General features: G+C 58.6%; 16 protein-coding genes and 1 tRNA gene. 7 read left to right on the plus strand and 10 right to left on the minus strand.

What is annotated here, in order from left to right:
- Positions 1–148: 148 nt before the first annotated feature.
- Together guaA and guaB are read right to left on the minus strand one after the other, a co-directional pair.
- Positions 149–1,783, minus strand: coding sequence for a glutamine-hydrolyzing GMP synthase (guaA, locus tag KI617_RS09740; protein WP_226451794.1), 1,635 nt, complete (start codon positions 1,781–1,783; stop codon positions 149–151).
- 61 nt (positions 1,784–1,844) lie between these two features.
- Entirely contained in the window at positions 1,845–3,308 is a 1,464-nt protein-coding gene (gene guaB / locus KI617_RS09745; RefSeq protein ID WP_226451795.1) for an IMP dehydrogenase, read from the minus strand.
- A gap of 63 nt (positions 3,309–3,371) precedes the next feature.
- On the opposite strand from guaB, the gene KI617_RS09750 reads away from it, so the two are divergent.
- Complete coding sequence (locus KI617_RS09750) at positions 3,372–3,872, plus strand: DUF4124 domain-containing protein (RefSeq protein ID WP_226451796.1); 501 nt, start codon at positions 3,372–3,374, stop codon at positions 3,870–3,872.
- A 13-nt stretch (positions 3,873–3,885) separates the two neighbouring features.
- Here KI617_RS09750 and KI617_RS09755 read toward each other — a convergent pair whose 3' ends face one another.
- Positions 3,886–4,212, minus strand: a complete 327-nt coding sequence (locus KI617_RS09755) for an RnfH family protein (RefSeq protein ID WP_226451797.1) — start codon at positions 4,210–4,212, stop codon at positions 3,886–3,888.
- Positions 4,205–4,648 (minus strand): type II toxin-antitoxin system RatA family toxin, encoded by a 444-nt coding sequence (locus KI617_RS09760; RefSeq protein WP_226451798.1) that lies wholly within the window; start codon positions 4,646–4,648, stop codon positions 4,205–4,207. Before KI617_RS09760 ends, KI617_RS09755 begins: the two co-directional genes overlap by 8 nt.
- A 59-nt stretch (positions 4,649–4,707) precedes the next feature.
- Here KI617_RS09760 and smpB point away from each other — a divergent pair, with 59 nt between their 5' ends.
- Positions 4,708–5,157 (plus strand): SsrA-binding protein SmpB, encoded by a 450-nt coding sequence (gene smpB / locus KI617_RS09765; RefSeq protein ID WP_226451799.1) that lies wholly within the window; start codon positions 4,708–4,710, stop codon positions 5,155–5,157.
- A 107-nt stretch (positions 5,158–5,264) separates the two neighbouring features.
- Positions 5,265–5,900 carry a response regulator gene (locus KI617_RS09770; RefSeq protein ID WP_226451800.1) on the plus strand — a complete coding sequence of 212 codons (636 nt, stop codon included), beginning with the start codon at positions 5,265–5,267 and terminating at the stop codon, positions 5,898–5,900.
- A 15-nt stretch (positions 5,901–5,915) separates the two neighbouring features.
- Here KI617_RS09770 and KI617_RS09775 read toward each other — a convergent pair whose 3' ends face one another.
- Both KI617_RS09775 and KI617_RS09780 read right to left on the minus strand, forming a co-directional pair.
- A complete protein-coding gene (locus tag KI617_RS09775) occupies positions 5,916–6,308 on the minus strand; it encodes an Hpt domain-containing protein (RefSeq protein ID WP_226451801.1) in 393 nt (130 codons plus the stop codon).
- 186 nt (positions 6,309–6,494) lie between these two features.
- Positions 6,495–6,571, minus strand: a tRNA-Asp gene (locus KI617_RS09780).
- Positions 6,572–6,690: 119 nt separating this feature from the next.
- Between KI617_RS09780 and menD the strand changes: the two genes are divergently transcribed.
- Genes menD through KI617_RS09800 form a run of 4 tightly spaced genes read left to right on the plus strand, consistent with a single transcriptional unit; the run spans position 6,691 to position 12,792 of the window.
- Entirely contained in the window at positions 6,691–8,304 is a 1,614-nt protein-coding gene (menD, locus tag KI617_RS09785; protein ID WP_226451802.1) for a 2-succinyl-5-enolpyruvyl-6-hydroxy-3-cyclohexene-1-carboxylic-acid synthase, read from the plus strand.
- 43 nt (positions 8,305–8,347) lie between these two features.
- On the plus strand, positions 8,348–9,199 hold the full coding sequence (gene queF, locus KI617_RS09790) for an NADPH-dependent 7-cyano-7-deazaguanine reductase QueF (protein WP_226451803.1): 852 nt from the start codon (positions 8,348–8,350) through the stop codon (positions 9,197–9,199).
- Positions 9,200–9,220: 21 nt separating this feature from the next.
- On the plus strand, positions 9,221–11,803 hold the full coding sequence (gene mutS / locus KI617_RS09795) for a DNA mismatch repair protein MutS (RefSeq protein ID WP_226451804.1): 2,583 nt from the start codon (positions 9,221–9,223) through the stop codon (positions 11,801–11,803).
- Positions 11,800–12,792: a metallophosphoesterase family protein gene (locus KI617_RS09800; RefSeq protein ID WP_226451805.1), complete on the plus strand. Its 993-nt coding sequence runs from the start codon at positions 11,800–11,802 to the stop codon at positions 12,790–12,792. The genes mutS and KI617_RS09800 overlap by 4 nt, the downstream gene beginning before the upstream one ends.
- Before the next feature lie 32 nt (positions 12,793–12,824).
- Here the strand turns inward: KI617_RS09800 and KI617_RS09805 are convergent, their stop codons facing one another.
- The 4 genes from KI617_RS09805 to ftsB all read right to left on the minus strand — a co-directional run bounded on the left by KI617_RS09805 (position 12,825) and on the right by ftsB (position 15,627).
- On the minus strand, positions 12,825–14,087 hold the full coding sequence (locus tag KI617_RS09805) for an IS4 family transposase (protein WP_264180071.1): 1,263 nt from the start codon (positions 14,085–14,087) through the stop codon (positions 12,825–12,827).
- 188 nt (positions 14,088–14,275) lie between these two features.
- Positions 14,276–14,776, minus strand: a complete 501-nt coding sequence (locus KI617_RS09810; protein WP_226451807.1) for an FKBP-type peptidyl-prolyl cis-trans isomerase — start codon at positions 14,774–14,776, stop codon at positions 14,276–14,278.
- Positions 14,773–15,246: a peroxiredoxin gene (locus KI617_RS09815; RefSeq protein WP_404826805.1), complete on the minus strand. Its 474-nt coding sequence runs from the start codon at positions 15,244–15,246 to the stop codon at positions 14,773–14,775. The genes KI617_RS09810 and KI617_RS09815 overlap by 4 nt, the downstream gene beginning before the upstream one ends.
- A 96-nt stretch (positions 15,247–15,342) precedes the next feature.
- The gene (gene ftsB / locus KI617_RS09820) at positions 15,343–15,627 is read right to left on the minus strand and encodes a cell division protein FtsB (protein ID WP_226451808.1); all 285 of its coding nucleotides are present in this window, start codon (positions 15,625–15,627) and stop codon (positions 15,343–15,345) included.
- Positions 15,628–15,629 lie beyond the last annotated feature (2 nt).

Genomic DNA, 15,629 nt, shown 5'->3' on the forward strand with positions numbered 1-15,629 from the left:
ACCAACCGCCAATACCGTCCCCTGTACCGTCAATTTGCCCCACATACAACCAAAAGTCCCCAATAGCCAATAAAGCAAAAGCCCCGCACTGGGCGGGGCTTCGCGAGACATTACGAGTTGTAGAAAATAGTCAAAACCACCAATCAAATCATTCCCACTCGATCGTCGCCGGCGGCTTGCCCGAGACATCATAGACAACCCGGTTCAGACCACGCACTTCGTTGATGACCCGGTTCGACACCCGGCCGAGCAGTTCGTACGGCAGATGTGCCCAGTGGGCAGTCATGAAGTCGCTGGTCACCACGGCACGCAGGGCAACCACGTTTTCGTAGGTACGGCCATCGCCCATCACGCCGACGCTCTTGACCGGCAGGAAGACGGCGAAGGCCTGGCTGGTCAGGTCATACCAGCTCTTGCCGATATCGGCCGCAGTACAGGCGCCGGCCGCCACATCGCGCTCGGTAGCGTGCGTGGCACGCAGTTCATCGATGAAAATGGCGTCGGCACGTTGGAGCAGATGAGCGGCCTTCAGCGTAACTTCGCCAAGAATACGAACCCCAAGGCCCGGCCCGGGGAATGGATGGCGATAGACCATCTCGCGTGGCAGGCCGAGGGCGACGCCAAGTTCGCGGACTTCGTCCTTGAACAGTTCGCGCAACGGTTCGAGCAGCTTCAGGTGCATGTCTTCCGGCAGGCCACCGACATTGTGGTGGCTCTTGATGGTGTGGGCGCCCTTCTTGCCCTTGCCGGCGGATTCAATCACGTCCGGGTAGATGGTGCCCTGGGCCAGCCACTTGGCGGCGCTCAGCTTCTTTGATTCAGCCTGGAAAACCTCGACGAACTCCTTGCCGATGATCTTGCGCTTCTGCTCCGGGTCGGAGACGCCGGCCAGCTTGCCCATGAAGGCGTCGACGGCATCGACGCGGATGACCTTGACGCCCAAGTTGCGGGCGAACATGTCCATGACCATGTCGCCTTCGTTGAGGCGCAGCAGGCCGTGATCGACGAAAACGCAGGTCAGCTGGTCGCCGATGGCCTTGTGAATCAGGGCCGCGGCAACGCTGGAATCGACGCCGCCGGACAGGCCGAGGATGACTTCCTCGTCGCCGACCTGGCGCTGGATGGCATCGACGGCCTCAGCGATGTAGTCGCCCATCACCCAGTCGGTGCCGCAACCACAAATGCCGTGCACGAAGCGTTCGAGAATGGCGCGCCCCTGCTGGGTATGCGTCACTTCCGGGTGGAACTGGACAGCGTAGAACTTGCGGCTCTCGTCGGCCATCGCAGCAATCGGGCAGGAGGCGGTCGACGCCATCTTGACGAAGCCAGCCGGCAGCTCCATCACGGAATCGCCGTGGCTCATCCAGACCTTGAGCATGCCGTGGCCTTCCGGGCTGTAGAAATCGGCAATGTCGTTGAGCAGTGCGGTGTGACCATGTGCCCGAACTTCGGAATAACCGAATTCACGGGCCTTGCCAGCCGCTTCAGCCGTCATCACCTTGCCACCCAGTTGCTGGGCCATGGTCTGCATGCCATAGCAAATACCGAGCACCGGAACGCCTAGCTGGAAAACGATTTCAGGGGCGCGCGGCGTATCGCCTTCGGTTACCGAACTCGGTCCACCGGACAGGATGATGCCCTTGGCCCCGTAGTTACGAATGAATTCGTCGGAAACGTCGTACGGGTGGATTTCGCAGAAGACCTTGGCTTCGCGCACACGGCGGGCGATCAGCTGGGTGACCTGAGAACCGAAATCGAGGATGAGGATTTTCTGGTGAGCCATTTTCAAAACCTTGAAAGAACAAGGGCGGCTACCGGAGCCGCCCTATGGGACACGGAAACAATCAGTCGAGATGGTAGTTCGGCGCTTCCTTGGTGATCTGCACGTCATGGACGTGAGACTCGCGGATACCGGCCGAGGTGATTTCGACGAAACAGGCGTTGTCATGCATGTGATCAATCGTCGGGCTGCCGAGGTAACCCATCGAAGAACGCAGGCCACCCATCAACTGGTGAATGACGGCCAGCACGGAACCCTTGTAGGGAACGCGACCTTCAATACCTTCCGGCACGAACTTGTCGACGTTGGCGGTTGCTTCCTGGAAGTAACGATCCGATGAACCAGCCTGCATTGCACCGAGCGAACCCATGCCACGATAGGACTTGTACGAACGCCCCTGGAACAGCTCGACCTCACCCGGAGCCTCTTCAGTACCGGCGAACAGGCCGCCGAGCATGACAGTATCGGCGCCGGCTGCGATCGCCTTGGCGATGTCGCCGGAATAACGAATGCCACCGTCCGCAATCATCGGCACGCCGGTGCCCTTCAGCGATTCGGAAACATTCTGGATGGCCGTGATTTGCGGCACGCCAACACCAGCAACGATTCGCGTCGTGCAGATGGAGCCCGGACCAATACCGACCTTGACGCCGTCAGCACCTTGATCAACCAGAGCCCTCGCCGCGTCGGCGGTCGCGATGTTGCCGCCAATCACTTCAATCTGCGGGAAGTTCTTCTTGACCCAGTTCACGCGATCAAGCACACCCTGGGAGTGCCCGTGTGCAGTATCAACAACGATCACATCAACGCCGGCTTCCGCCAGCAATTCGACGCGCTCCTCGGTACCAGCACCAACGCCAACGGCAGCACCGGCACGCAAGCGGCCCCTCAAATCTTTGTTGGCCAGCGGATGTTCGGTGGACTTCAGAATATCCTTGACGGTAATCAGGCCGCGCAGATGGTATTCATCGTCAATGACCAGCACACGCTCCAGACGGTGCTTGCGGATCAGTTCCTTGGCATCCTCGACGCTGGCTTGCTCGTTAACTGTAACCAGTCGCTTGCGCGGGGTCATGATCAGCTTGACCGGCTGGTCCAGATTGGTTTCAAAACGCAGGTCGCGGTTGGTCACGATACCAACCACCTTGCCGCTCTTGTCGATCACCGGCAGACCGGAAATGCGGTGCTGGCGCGTGATTTCGATCACATCGCGCACGGTCATCAGGGGCGAAACGGTGATCGGATCGCGCAGGATGCCCGACTCGAAGCGCTTGACCTTGGCCACTTCGGCAGCTTGTGCCTTGGCGGTCAGGTTCTTGTGGATGATGCCGATTCCACCTTCCTGAGCCAGCGCGATCGCCAGGCGACCTTCCGTTACAGTATCCATGGCAGCGGAAAGCAACGGCAGGTTCAGGGTGATGTTGCGTGTAAGCCGGGTGGCCAGGCTTACGTCACGCGGGAGAATCTGGGAATGTGCGGGGACGAGCAGAACGTCGTCGAAAGTCAGGGCTTTTTGCAGCAGTCGCATGGCCTTTAGCCTTTAATCCAAGGTCACAAAATCGTATTATACAGAAAAGCCAAGGAAACCCAGATGACCACGAAATCCTCTCTCGTTTTTGCCCTTGTTTTCACTTCCGGCACCTTCAGTGCAGCAATCCATGCCGAGACCTTTCAATGGAAGGACAGCAACGGCCAGACTGTGGTTTCCGATGTACCTCCGCCTGCCTCGGCCAAGAGTCGACGTTCGATAGGCGGCCAGCAACCGACAGTCATTTCGGAAAAGCCGGCAGACAAACCGGCAGAAGGCGCCAAATCCAGCGACGCTCCGAAGAGCACTGCCGACAAGGATCTGGATTTCAAGAAACGCCAGCAGGAGGCCAAGGAAAAGGCTGAAAAGCAGGCCAAGGAACAGGCAGCAGAGAATGACAAGCGCGAGAATTGCGCGCGCGCCCAGCGTAATCTGGCCGCGCTGGAGGCACAGCAGCCAATGGCAACTTTCGATGAAAAGGGTGAGCGCAAGCTAATGGATAACACTCAGCGCGAACAGGAAATCGAGCGCTCGCGCAGGGTTCTGGCTGAGTCCTGCAAATAGGCGAATACCCAGATTACCCTTCAGAGGCGTCGGCATCCCCCGCGCCTTTTTTCATGACCTTACCTTCGGCTGCACGTTGCTTGCGAACCTCTTTCGGATCGGCAATCAGCGGCCGGTAAATTTCGACGCGATCCTTGTCACGCAATATCGAATCAACTTTGGACAGTTTGTTCCAGATACCGAATTTGTTCTTCTTGAGATCAATCTCCGGGTACTTCCCCAGCAAACCGGAGGCCTCGATTGCTTGTTGCAGTGAAGCCCCCTCTGGCAATTTGACGCGAACGAGCTCCTGCTTGTTGAGCAAGGCGTAACAAACTTCAACATTCAGCATTTCAGCCATGGCTGACTCCATAGACCTGTGCAGCACGACGCACAAAGGCGTCGACAAACGTGTTCGCGATATGACTAAAAACAGGGCCGATCACTTTTTCGAACAGCTTGCTGGAAAACTCGTAATGCAACTGGAACTCGATCTTGCAGGCATTCTCGGCCAGGACCTTGAAATGCCACGCGCCTTCCAGGCGACGAAAAGGCCCGTCAACCAGCCGGATTTTCATCAAACGCGGGAATTCCTTGTCATTCTCCGTCGTAAAACAGGATTTGACTGAATGGTAGTTGATGTGGAGGGTCGCGACGGTTTTCAACGCATCGCGAAATTTCACCTCGGTATGACTGCACCAGGGCAGAAATGCCGGGTAATCCTCGCAGCGATCCACCAGTTCGAACATGCGTTCGGCGGATTGCTCGATCAAGACTGTCTTTTCAACCAGAGCCATGCGGCGGCAGCATTCCTGTATCCTGTAGAATTCGCGATTTTAATGGATCACCCGGCAGCATGAGCATTACCGTCAACAAAAAAGCCTTTCACGACTACTTCGTCGAAGAAAAGTACGAGGCAGGCATTTCCCTCCAGGGTTGGGAGGTCAAAGCCATTCGCGCCGGGCGGATGAACATCAAGGAATCCTACGTCATCATCAAGGGTGGCGAGCTTTACCTGATCGGCATGCATATCTCGCCGCTGGCAACCGCCTCGACCCACGTCAGCCACGATCCGACGCGCACGCGCAAGCTGTTGTTGCACGCCAAGGAAATCAGCAAGCTGATCGGCAAGGTTGAGCGGGCTGGATACGCCTTGATACCACTGGATCTGCATTTCGTGCGCGGCCGGATAAAACTTGAGATTGGCTTGGCCAAGGGCAAGAAACAGCATGACAAACGCGCCGACGAGCTGGACAAGGATTCGAAACGCGAAGCTCAGCGTGCCATGAAAGAGCGCGTGAGATAACTCACCCCGGCCAGAACGATTGTGTGGCAATCTTTGAACCCCAATCAAAGACAGCGTAATAGGCAAATCAATATGATCAATTACGTTGACACTTTCCTGTTCCCCGCATGAAAAAAACTCGCATCATTCTCGCTGACGACCAGCTACTGATCAGGGCAGGAATTCGGGCGATTCTCGAAACCTTGCCCGGTTACGAGATTGAGGAAGAATGCGCCGACGGGCATGAGGCCATCTCTGCGATACAGCGTATCCAACCCGATGTCGTCCTGCTCGACATTGCAATGCCGGGCCCTTCGGGCATCGAAGTGGCGCGTACGATTCGCCAGTTCGACCCAAACACCAAGATTCTGGTGCTATCCAGTATTGATCGCCAGGAAATCGTTGAACAAGCGTTAGCCGCTGGCGTCAATGGCTACCTGCTAAAAGATTTTGTGCTCGCCGAACTGCTGCAAGCACTTGAATCCGTTTTGCGGGGAGAGCTTTTTCTCTCACCAAAGATTCGGGAAATGCCACGATCTTCAAGGGCGGAAGGAACATCCGGGGGTAGCGCACAGTTGACCGTTCGACAAATGGAAATTCTCCGTCTCGTCGCATCGGGAAGAACCACCAAGGAAATCGCCAGAGATTTGGGAATCAGCCCCAAAACGGTAGAGTTTCATCGCGGCAGACTGATGGAACGCATCGGCGCCCACGACGTCACCGGATTGACCCGGTTTGCGTTACAAACAGGCGTCGTCTGTTGAATTTCGGCTTTTGGCTTACAAGCCCTTTTGTTCCAGATAGGAAGTCAGTTCACCGGCCATGCACAGCATGCACCGACTCAGGGCAGTGGCCATAGAATCCCAGTTGGCGTCGCTTTCCATCCTCTGCCCCTCACCCTGTAATGCCTTTTCAAACTCCCTGGCCAGCTCAACGCATTGATGACCAGAGAACAAGACACAACTACTGCGAATATCGTGCAGAGCATCCTGGAGCGCGGGCACATCCCCTGCCCTGAGAGCGTCTTGCATCCGCCGTATCAAGATCAGATGATTGTCCAGAAAAAGTTTGATCAAACGTTCAGCCGTCGCCTGATTGCGGCCAAGATTGACGATCAGATACTCAAGGTTGCAGAGGCTATCGCCCTGCAAATTACTGCTTTTCTCCGACATTACCGGGTATCCAAACTTTTTCGTATTGTTTGGTCATAGCTTAGAACCTATGCAACAAGGCCGTGAACTCGGCATTACCCTAGGGAGAGCGCAATATTTCAGCAACTGTCACTATTCATAAGAAATACGCAGCCCGAAAAATGAAAAAGCCCGCAAAGCAAAGCTTTCGGGCTTTAACAATAATTCTGGCGGAGTGGACGGGACTCGAACCCGCGACCCCCGGCGTGACAGGCCGGTATTCTAACCAACTGAACTACCACTCCGCATTGGTCTGCCCTGAATCTTGGGCAGCAAAGAACGGCGCGAATAATAGCATGGCCCAATAACTCCAGGTGGGGCGCAGCGACTACAATTTCGCTTTTACCAACCTGAAGCAGATGCGATGAGCGATACCGGCACACTTAATCTCGCCTGGTCACAAGCCATGGTGGCCGGTTTCATCGCGGCAGGCGTTTCCGATGCGGTAATTTCACCGGGATCGCGCTCCACACCGCTGGCGCTTGCCATGCTCCGCCAGCCCAGGTTGAGGTGCCACGTCGCAATCGATGAGCGCAGTGCGGCTTTTTTTGGTCTGGGTCTCGCCAAGGCGAGCCAACGTCCCTGCCTGCTGCTGGCCACTTCGGGTACTGCGCCGGCCAACTGGCTTCCCGCCGTCGTCGAGGCAAGCTACGCCGGGGTGCCACTGATCATGATTTCAGCCGATCGCCCCCCCGAACTCCAGGGTTGCGGCGCCAACCAGACCATCAACCAAGCGGGGCTGTTTGGTTCGCATGTTCGTGCCAGCCATGTGTTGGGCGTGCCGGAATCGGGTTTTGACCCAGGCTACCTGTATTGTCTCGCTGCCCAGGTCTGCGAACAGGCAAGTTGGCCGCACCCGGGTCCAGTCCATGTCAATCAGCCGTTCCGCGAGCCGCTGCTGCCATCGGAGCCGCAACTTTCCGAGGAAATGCCGGAAACGATACGCATCGCACACCCGGCACTTCCGCCGGATCTGAATGACATACGCGAACTGGTTGGCCGAATTTCCGGCCAACCGGGCATCATCGTTTGTGGCGAGATGCCACCCCGGAACGGACAAAGTGAAGCCATTGCCGCACTGGCAGCACGGCTGGACTGCCCGATTTTTGCCGAACCGCTTTCCGGCCTGCGTTTTGGGCCGCATGACCGGTCACACCTCCTTGTCCGTTACAACGACTGGCTGAGCCAAGTCGATCCTGTGGCTCAATACCAGCCAAGATGGGTGATCCGCTTTGGTGCCTATCCGGTCACCCGGAACCTGCAGAATCTCGTCGCCGGAACCAGCGAGACACACGCGCTGGTCGATCCATGGCCGCGCTGGATCGATCCATCCCGAAGACTGACCCACCTTCTGCGCGCTGAACCTGCCGCCGTCTGCCAGGCACTGCTCGATCAACTCCCTGCCCCGGCTGCCGAAACATGGCTTTCCACCTTCAACAAATCTGAAGCCGATAGCGAAACGCGTGAAGAAAACAATCACATTCACGCCTTGCTCGCAGAACTGCCAAACGATACCGATTTATTCGTCGGCAATTCGCTGGCCATTCGCCAACTGGATACCCACTCCGGCTGTTCGGACAAGCCCCTTCGTTTTCACGCCAACCGCGGCGCCAGTGGCATTGATGGCAATATTTCCACTGCTGCCGGCATTGCGGCCAATCAGGGGCGAGCCGTCGCACTGATCGGCGACCTGACCTGCCAGCACGACATCGGCGGCCTGGCCCTGACCCACGGGCTGAACATCGTGATCGTTGTAGTGAACAATGGCGGCGGCGGCATTTTCGATCACCTGCCCCAACGCAATCTGCCTGAGTTCGTCCAGGGCTGGCGCACGCCACAAAATATTAATTTTGAGTCCGCCTCTAGCACCTTTGGGCTCGGCTACGCACTTGCCGATTCTGATGAAGCGCTGCGGCAGGCACTGCGCAACGCACTGACAGCCGGCGGCCCGCATCTGATCGAACTCAGGCAATGCTGATGCCGCCGGATCGAAACCAGCCTTGCAGGTAAAATTCGCCTCCATGACATTGCCCACAACACCCACTGCCGACCCAAGTCACGCCTCCCCGCTGGGCAAGGCGACGGAATACCAGAGCCACTATGCGCCGGAACTGCTCTATCCGATCCCGCGCCAGCTCAAGCGGAGCGAACTCGGTCTCACCGACGCCGCGCTGCCCTTCGTTGGCGAAGATCTGTGGAATGCCTACGAATTGTCCTGGCTGAATACCAAAGGCAAGCCGGTCGTGGCCATCGGCACTTTCCGGGTACCTGCTGACAGCCCCAACCTGATCGAATCCAAATCGTTCAAGCTCTATCTGAATTCCTTCAATCAGAGCTCTTTCGACAGCATTGAAACGGTCGGAATGACGATGGCTCGCGACCTCTCGGCTGCCGCCGGCGGAGCGGTTGAGGTCGTACTGGAGTCTTTATCGGCATCGCCCCAGGCATCGATCGGAATCCCCAACGGCACCCTGCTCGATGAACTCGATATCACCTGCGACCGCTACCAGCCGGCCCCTGAACTGTTGACCACCTTGCCCGGCCAAATCATCGAAGAAACGCTCTATTCCCACCTGCTGAAATCCAACTGTCTGGTCACCGGGCAACCGGACTGGGCGATGCTTGTCATCCGCTATCGTGGCAGCCCGATCGACCGCGCTGGCCTGTTGCGCTACATCGTGTCCTTCCGCAACCACAACGAATTTCACGAGCAATGCGTCGAGCGGATATTCACTGACATCAAACAGCACTGCCAGCCTGAAGCGCTGGCCGTTCATGCGCGCTACACGCGACGCGGCGGCCTCGACATCAACCCTTTCCGCAGCACCGGCGACTACGCCCCCCCCGACAACACGCGCGAAATTCGCCAGTAACCAAGAACAACCTACAAATACATGGTTAAAGACACCGGTCCCGATCTCTCCAAGCACACCCCGATGATGCGCCAGTATCTCGGGCTGAAAGCCAGCCATCCGAATACCCTGCTCTTTTACCGGATGGGCGATTTCTACGAGTTGTTCTACGAAGATGCAGAAAAGGCGGCACGCCTGCTCGACATCACACTGACGACACGTGGGCAGTCGGCCGGCGTGCCGATCAAGATGTGCGGCATCCCCTTCCATTCGCTGGAACCCTACCTGGCAAGACTGGTCAAGCTCGGCGAATCGGCGGTGATCTGCGAGCAGATCGGCGATCCGGCAACCAGCAAAGGGCCGGTCGAACGTGCCGTGGCACGCATCGTCACGCCGGGCACGCTGACCGATGCGGCACTGATCGACGACAAGCAGGATCTATGGCTGCTGGCTGTAACGACGACCCGCAACACCGCTGGCCTGGCCCGCCTCAATCTCGCCAGTGGCGAGTTCATCCTTCTTGAAGTGCCGGCCGACCAGATTCCGACAACGCTGGAGCGTATCCGCCCGGCCGAAATCCTCTACCCCGAAAGCTGGACGCCGAATTTCGGGATTGATGTTGCGCGTACCCGCCAGCCCGACTGGTATTTCGAATTCGACTCGGCCCGCCGCCTGCTTTGTGACCAGTTCGAAGTTGCCTCGCTGGCCGGCTTTGGTGCCGAAGGCCTGAAGCCTGCCGTCGCCGCGGCCGGTGCCCTGTTGCAGTACGCGCAGGCGACCCAATCGGGCAAATTGCCACATCTGCGCGGCCTGACCGTCGAAATCGAGGGTGCATATCTCGGCCTCGACCTGGCCACCCGGCGCAATCTGGAACTGACCGAAACACTGCGCGGCCAGCCGTCGCCGACGCTCTTTTCGCTGCTCGACAACTGTGTGACCAGCATGGGTTCGCGCCTGCTCTGCCACACATTGCACCATCCGCTGCGCGAGCGCTACATTCCCGCCGCCCGCCACGGCGCCGTCGAAGCGCTCCTCGAAGACTACGGTCGCTTGGCCGGCGAGGCCAGAAAAACCCTGCGCGGTATCGCCGACATCGAGCGTATCGCCGGCCGCATCGCGCTACGAAACGCCCGGCCACGCGACCTGGCCAGCCTGCGTGAATCGCTGGCCCGGCTTGACGGCCTGCGCGCGCCGCTGGCCGATAGCCCGGCACCGCTGATCACCCAGCTCTTCGGCGAACTGGCTACGCCCTACCCGGCACTTGAATTACTGGTCCGCGCCGTCGCCGCCGAACCGGGCGCCCAGGTGCGCGACGGCGGCGTCATTGCGCCAGGCTACGACGCCGATCTCGACGAACTGCGCTCGCTGAACGACAACTGCGGCGCCTTCCTGGTCGACATGGAAGCCCGCGAGCGCGAGCGCAGCGGCATCGCCAGCCTCAAGGTCGAATACAACAAGGTGCATGGCTTTTACATCGAGGTCACGCACGCCAATGTCGACAAGATTCCCGACGACTACCGCCGTCGCCAGACGCTGAAGAATGCCGAGCGCTATATCACGCCGGAACTGAAGGCCTTCGAGGACAAGGCGCTGTCCGCCCAGGAACGTTCGCTGGCCCGCGAGAAGCTGCTCTACGAAGCCATTCTCGACGCGCTGCTCCCGGTCGTCCCGACCCTGCAGACGATCGCCCGGGCCATCGCCCAACTCGACCTGCTGGCCGGCTTCGCCGAGTCGGCGCTGAAGCGCAACTGGTGCAAGCCGGAATTCGCGGCCGAAACGCAGTTGACCGTCACCGGCGGCCGCCACCCGGTGGTTGAAGGCGAGTTGACCAACAACGCCGAGACCTTCATCGCCAACGACTGCCTGCTGGCCGACAACCGGCGCCTGCTGCTGATCACCGGCCCGAACATGGGCGGCAAATCGACCTACATGCGCCAGGTTGCGCTGATCGCGCTGCTCGCCCACATCGGCTGCTACGTGCCGGCCGACAGCTGCGTGCTCGGCCCACTCGACCGCATCTTCACCCGCATCGGCGCTTCCGACGACCTGGCTTCCGGCCGTTCGACCTTCATGGTCGAGATGACCGAGGCGGCGGCCATCCTGCACCATGCGACAAACCAGAGTCTGGTACTGATGGACGAGATCGGCCGCGGCACCTCAACCTTCGACGGCATGGCGCTGGCCTTCGCCATCCTCCGTCACCTGATCGACAAGAACCGCAGCCTGACACTGTTCGCCACCCACTATTTCGAGATGACCCGCCTGTCGCATGAATACAGCGAACTGGCCAACGTCCACCTCGGCGCTGTCGAACACAACGACCGCATCGTCTTCATGCACGCTGTCGAAGAGGGTCCGGCCAACCAGAGCTACGGCATCCAGGTAGCGGCGCTGGCAGGGATTCCGTCGGCGGTCGTCCGCGCAGCAAGAAAACAGCTGCGTGAATTCGAACAGCGTGCCACGGTCGATCCGCTGCAACCTGACCTGTTCGCACAAGGGGAACCGGAACCAGCCGAGCCAGCACCGCATCCCGCCATCGAACAGCTGGCTGCTATCGACCCGGACAGTCTGACGCCGCGTGAGGCGCTCGACGCCCTCTATGCGCTGAAAGGCCTGCTGCGGTGAAACCTTGCCGGCCCATTGCTGCAACCACGGGAGCAACAGCTGCCCCCAGGGTCAATTTCAATTTCGGCAAAAAAATCGGCCTGACCGCAGCATTCCTCCTCTGGGCCACGCTGGCCGCTGCCGAAACCTGGCGTTTCGCGCTCATCGGCGACACGCCCTATTCTGATCACGAACGCATCGAGCTGCCGAAGATGCTGGACGCCATCGCCGACAGCCACGTCGAGTTCGTCGCCCATATCGGCGATATCAAACATGGCAGCGCACGCTGCGACGATGCGCTGTTCGAGGATCGCCGACGGATTTTCGACGCCAGCCGGGTTCCTTTTGTTTTCGTCCCGGGCGACAACGAGTGGACCGATTGCGACCGCCTGTCGAATGGCGCCTATTCGCCTCTTGAACGGCTGAACAAACTGCGCAGCCTGTTCTGGCAAGACAGCCTCTCACTCGGCCAGAAGAAGCTGGCGCTCGAACGCCAGCCGGGGAATTATCCGGAGCACGCCCGCTTTCGTATTGGCCCCGTCCTGTTCGTCACCCTCAACCTGCCCGGTGGCAACAACAATTGGGGAATGACACGGGAAGCGTCGGCGGAGTTTCGGGCGCGAAATCCGGTCGTCATTGCATGGCTGAAGGAGAACTTCGCGCTGGCCCGTCGTGAGTCGCTACCGGGCATCGCTTTCCTTTTCCAGGCCAACCCTGGCTTCAAGCACTTTTCCCAAGGTCTGCCGCATGACGGATTCCAAGAACTCCTGACCGTGCTGCGCGACGAAACGGCCCGCTTCCCGGGAGCTGTCATCGCGGTTCATGGCGACACCCATCTCAGTCGCATCGACCAGCCCCTGCGCGACGAATCCGGCCGGGTTCTGTCCAACTTCACCCGCGTCGAAACCTTCGGCTACCCCTTCATGGGCTGGACCCGCGGCATCATCGACACCGCCAACCCCCAGCTATTCCGCTTCGAAACCCATCCGTGGCCAGCCGGAAAACCATAAAAAATGCCCGCCGAAGCGGTAATGCCGTTCAGTTAAGGCTTTTTTTTCAGATATTTGACGGCATAACGCTTGGGCAGGGCTTTAACAACACGGGGGCATTGACGCCCCCGTCGCTTTTCCACGATGGCGAATTGAAGCTGGATGCGCAAGCGCAACAAATGGGAGGGCAGTCTGCCCGGCGCCATCCCGGCCGCCCAGATCATTTCATTCTGCAAGATGTGCAGAGCCCGCAGGAAACTGAGGTCAGTCGGCTCGACCTTGGCTTGAATGGCGGCCTTGGCCATTTCCAGGCGGACCAGATTGTAGGCAATCAAGGCCCCCCAGATTTCCTGATTGATCCCCGTGGGTTGCTGACTGCGCAACGTCAGGGCCGTGCCGAGCATGGATTGCTTGAGTTCGCGATAGCTGGTTTCGATTTCCCAGCGACGGCGATAGCACTCGGCCAAATCCTCGGCCTTGAAGCGGCGACGATCCAGCAGTGAGGTCAGCAGCACCCGTTCCTTCCCGTTGGCCGCCACCATCCGGACAGCGCGGGCCGTCCAGTATTCGGGCAGCGAGGGCGCTTTGGCGCGGGCTTGCGGCGAAACGCGCATACGCACGAGGCCATCTTGCTCGGTACCGGAGAGTCGTTCCCATTTTGTATTGGATTTGGCGGGAATCAGGTAGTGCCGCTCTTCTCCTCTCAAGCTCAGACCCAAGAGGATTTCCGCACAGAGAAAGCCACGATCAAAGACGGTCAGCGAATGCTCGGCGATACGCTCGACCAGCGTCTTGGCGTACAACATCTCGTTCTGGCCGTACTGGCCGAAGGCCATGTCGGCCACCAGATGCGAGGGAATCGCCGTGACGCTGACGGCCCGGACCTGCGGGTAACTCGCCACCTTGCCGCTGGCGTATGTCTGAGCACCAAAATGGGCCCGGTTCTCGGCGCTATCGGGCGTGCGAAAGGTGGTGCCATCCATGGCCCACAGGGAGAGTCCCTTCCAGGTATGGCGCTCGGCATCTTGCGCGCACCAGGCGCTTGCCGTCTGGCTGAAGAGAGTTTCAAGCGGATCGCTCCCCAGGCGTTGCCTGGCTTGCGTGACGGCACTCTTGCTGATGACCGGGGTCGCTGTGGACGGCAATGCCAGGTCCAGTGTCGCCAGCACTTCGGGCACGGATTGGTGCCGGTACAACGCCAGCGCAATAACCAACCACACCACTTGTTCGGCCGGTAATCGCCGTCGTCTGATACTGGCCGTACCGGTCGCCCTGAGCGCCTGCTCAATCCACGCCAGCGGCAGATGCTCGGCCAATCGGTCAAGACCGATTGCGGGTAGAACATCCGTTGTCGCGTGAAGTTGGCTCGAGAACATCGAACCAGAAGTTAACAGCGTTTACTATTGTTTACAATAGCTTGCAAAAAAATAAAAATGCCGTTCAGTCTTAACTGAACGGCATTACCGCCGAAGCGGGCATTCCGGATCGTTCGGACAGCTTGAAATCAGTGGCAGGTCTCTTCGTCATCATCCGGATGATGGACGTGACCATGCTCAACTTCCTCTTCGCTGGCCGGGCGAATCGAGGTCACCGTGCAGGTGAAGACCAGCGCCATGCCGGCCAGCGGATGATTGCCGTCAAGGACGACCTTATCGTCGGCGATATCAGTCACGCGGTAGATCACGAAGTCATCTTCGCCGCCATCTTCCGGGCCGCCTTCGAACTGCATGCCAACCTGCAACTCTTTCGGGAAATCCTTGCGCGGTTCGATCTGGACCATCTCGGCATCGTAGTCACCAAAGGCCTCATCCGGCTGCAGCTTGACCTGAATCGATTCGCCAACCTTCTTGCCTTGCATGGCTTCCTCGATCTTCGGGAAGATGTCCTCGTAACCGCCATGCAGGTAAATCAACGGCTCACGGCCTTCATCGACCACTTCGCCATCCGGGTCGGTGACATGGTAGTCGAGGGTAACGACGGTATTCTTGGCAACTTGCGTGTTCATGAATTCAGTTCCTTGATCAGGCGCAGCACTTCCAGTGCGTGGCCCTTGTAATTGACGTTATAGAGCGCATGGCGAATGGTGCCGCTGCGATCAATGATAAAAGTGGAGCGTGACACACCAAATTTCCGGTGGCCATCGACTTCCTTGGCTTGCCAGACACCGTACTGCTTGCAGACAGTTCCTTCTGCATCCGACAGCAACTCGATTCCGATGCCTTCCTTATCGCGAAATTCTGCGTGCTTCAGACAGTCATCGCGGCTGATGCCGAGTAATACGCAATCCTGTCGGAGAAACTCATCTTCATGATCAGAAAAATCAGTAACCTCCTTGGTGCAACAGGGGGTGCCATCTTTCGGATAGAAGAAAAGAACGATGTGTTTCTTCCCTTGAAACTTCGCCAGGTCGACAGTCTCCATATCGGCATCCGGCAGTGAAAACGTTGGGGCTTTTTCGCCAACCTTGAGCAGCATGGTGTTCTCCTTGAACGCTCTGCACGGGGGACTGCTGAGAACGATTCTAGCGGAGGGATATACCGGTGACTACGGCGGTTAACGCGTTTTCGTGAATTATTTTCCGGAAACTTTTTCAGGAATCTGTACGAAGATTTCGTCCTGCCTGACCATGCCCAACTCGAAACGGGCGCGTTCCTCAATGGCGTCATAACCTTGCTTCAGGTCGCGGACTTCGGCATCGAGGCCCGCGTTCCTGATTTCCAGCTTCTTGGTCACTTCCTTCTGCTGCTGCAATTGACGGTCGTACTCCCAAACCTTCAGCCAGCCCCCCTTACCCACCCAGAGCGGATACTGGAGGAGGCCGATGGTTGCGAGCAGGCCGACCGTCAGCCAACGCATGC

Source organism: Ferribacterium limneticum, from assembly GCF_020510625.1.
GTDB lineage: Bacteria > Pseudomonadota > Gammaproteobacteria > Burkholderiales > Rhodocyclaceae > Azonexus > Azonexus limneticus_A.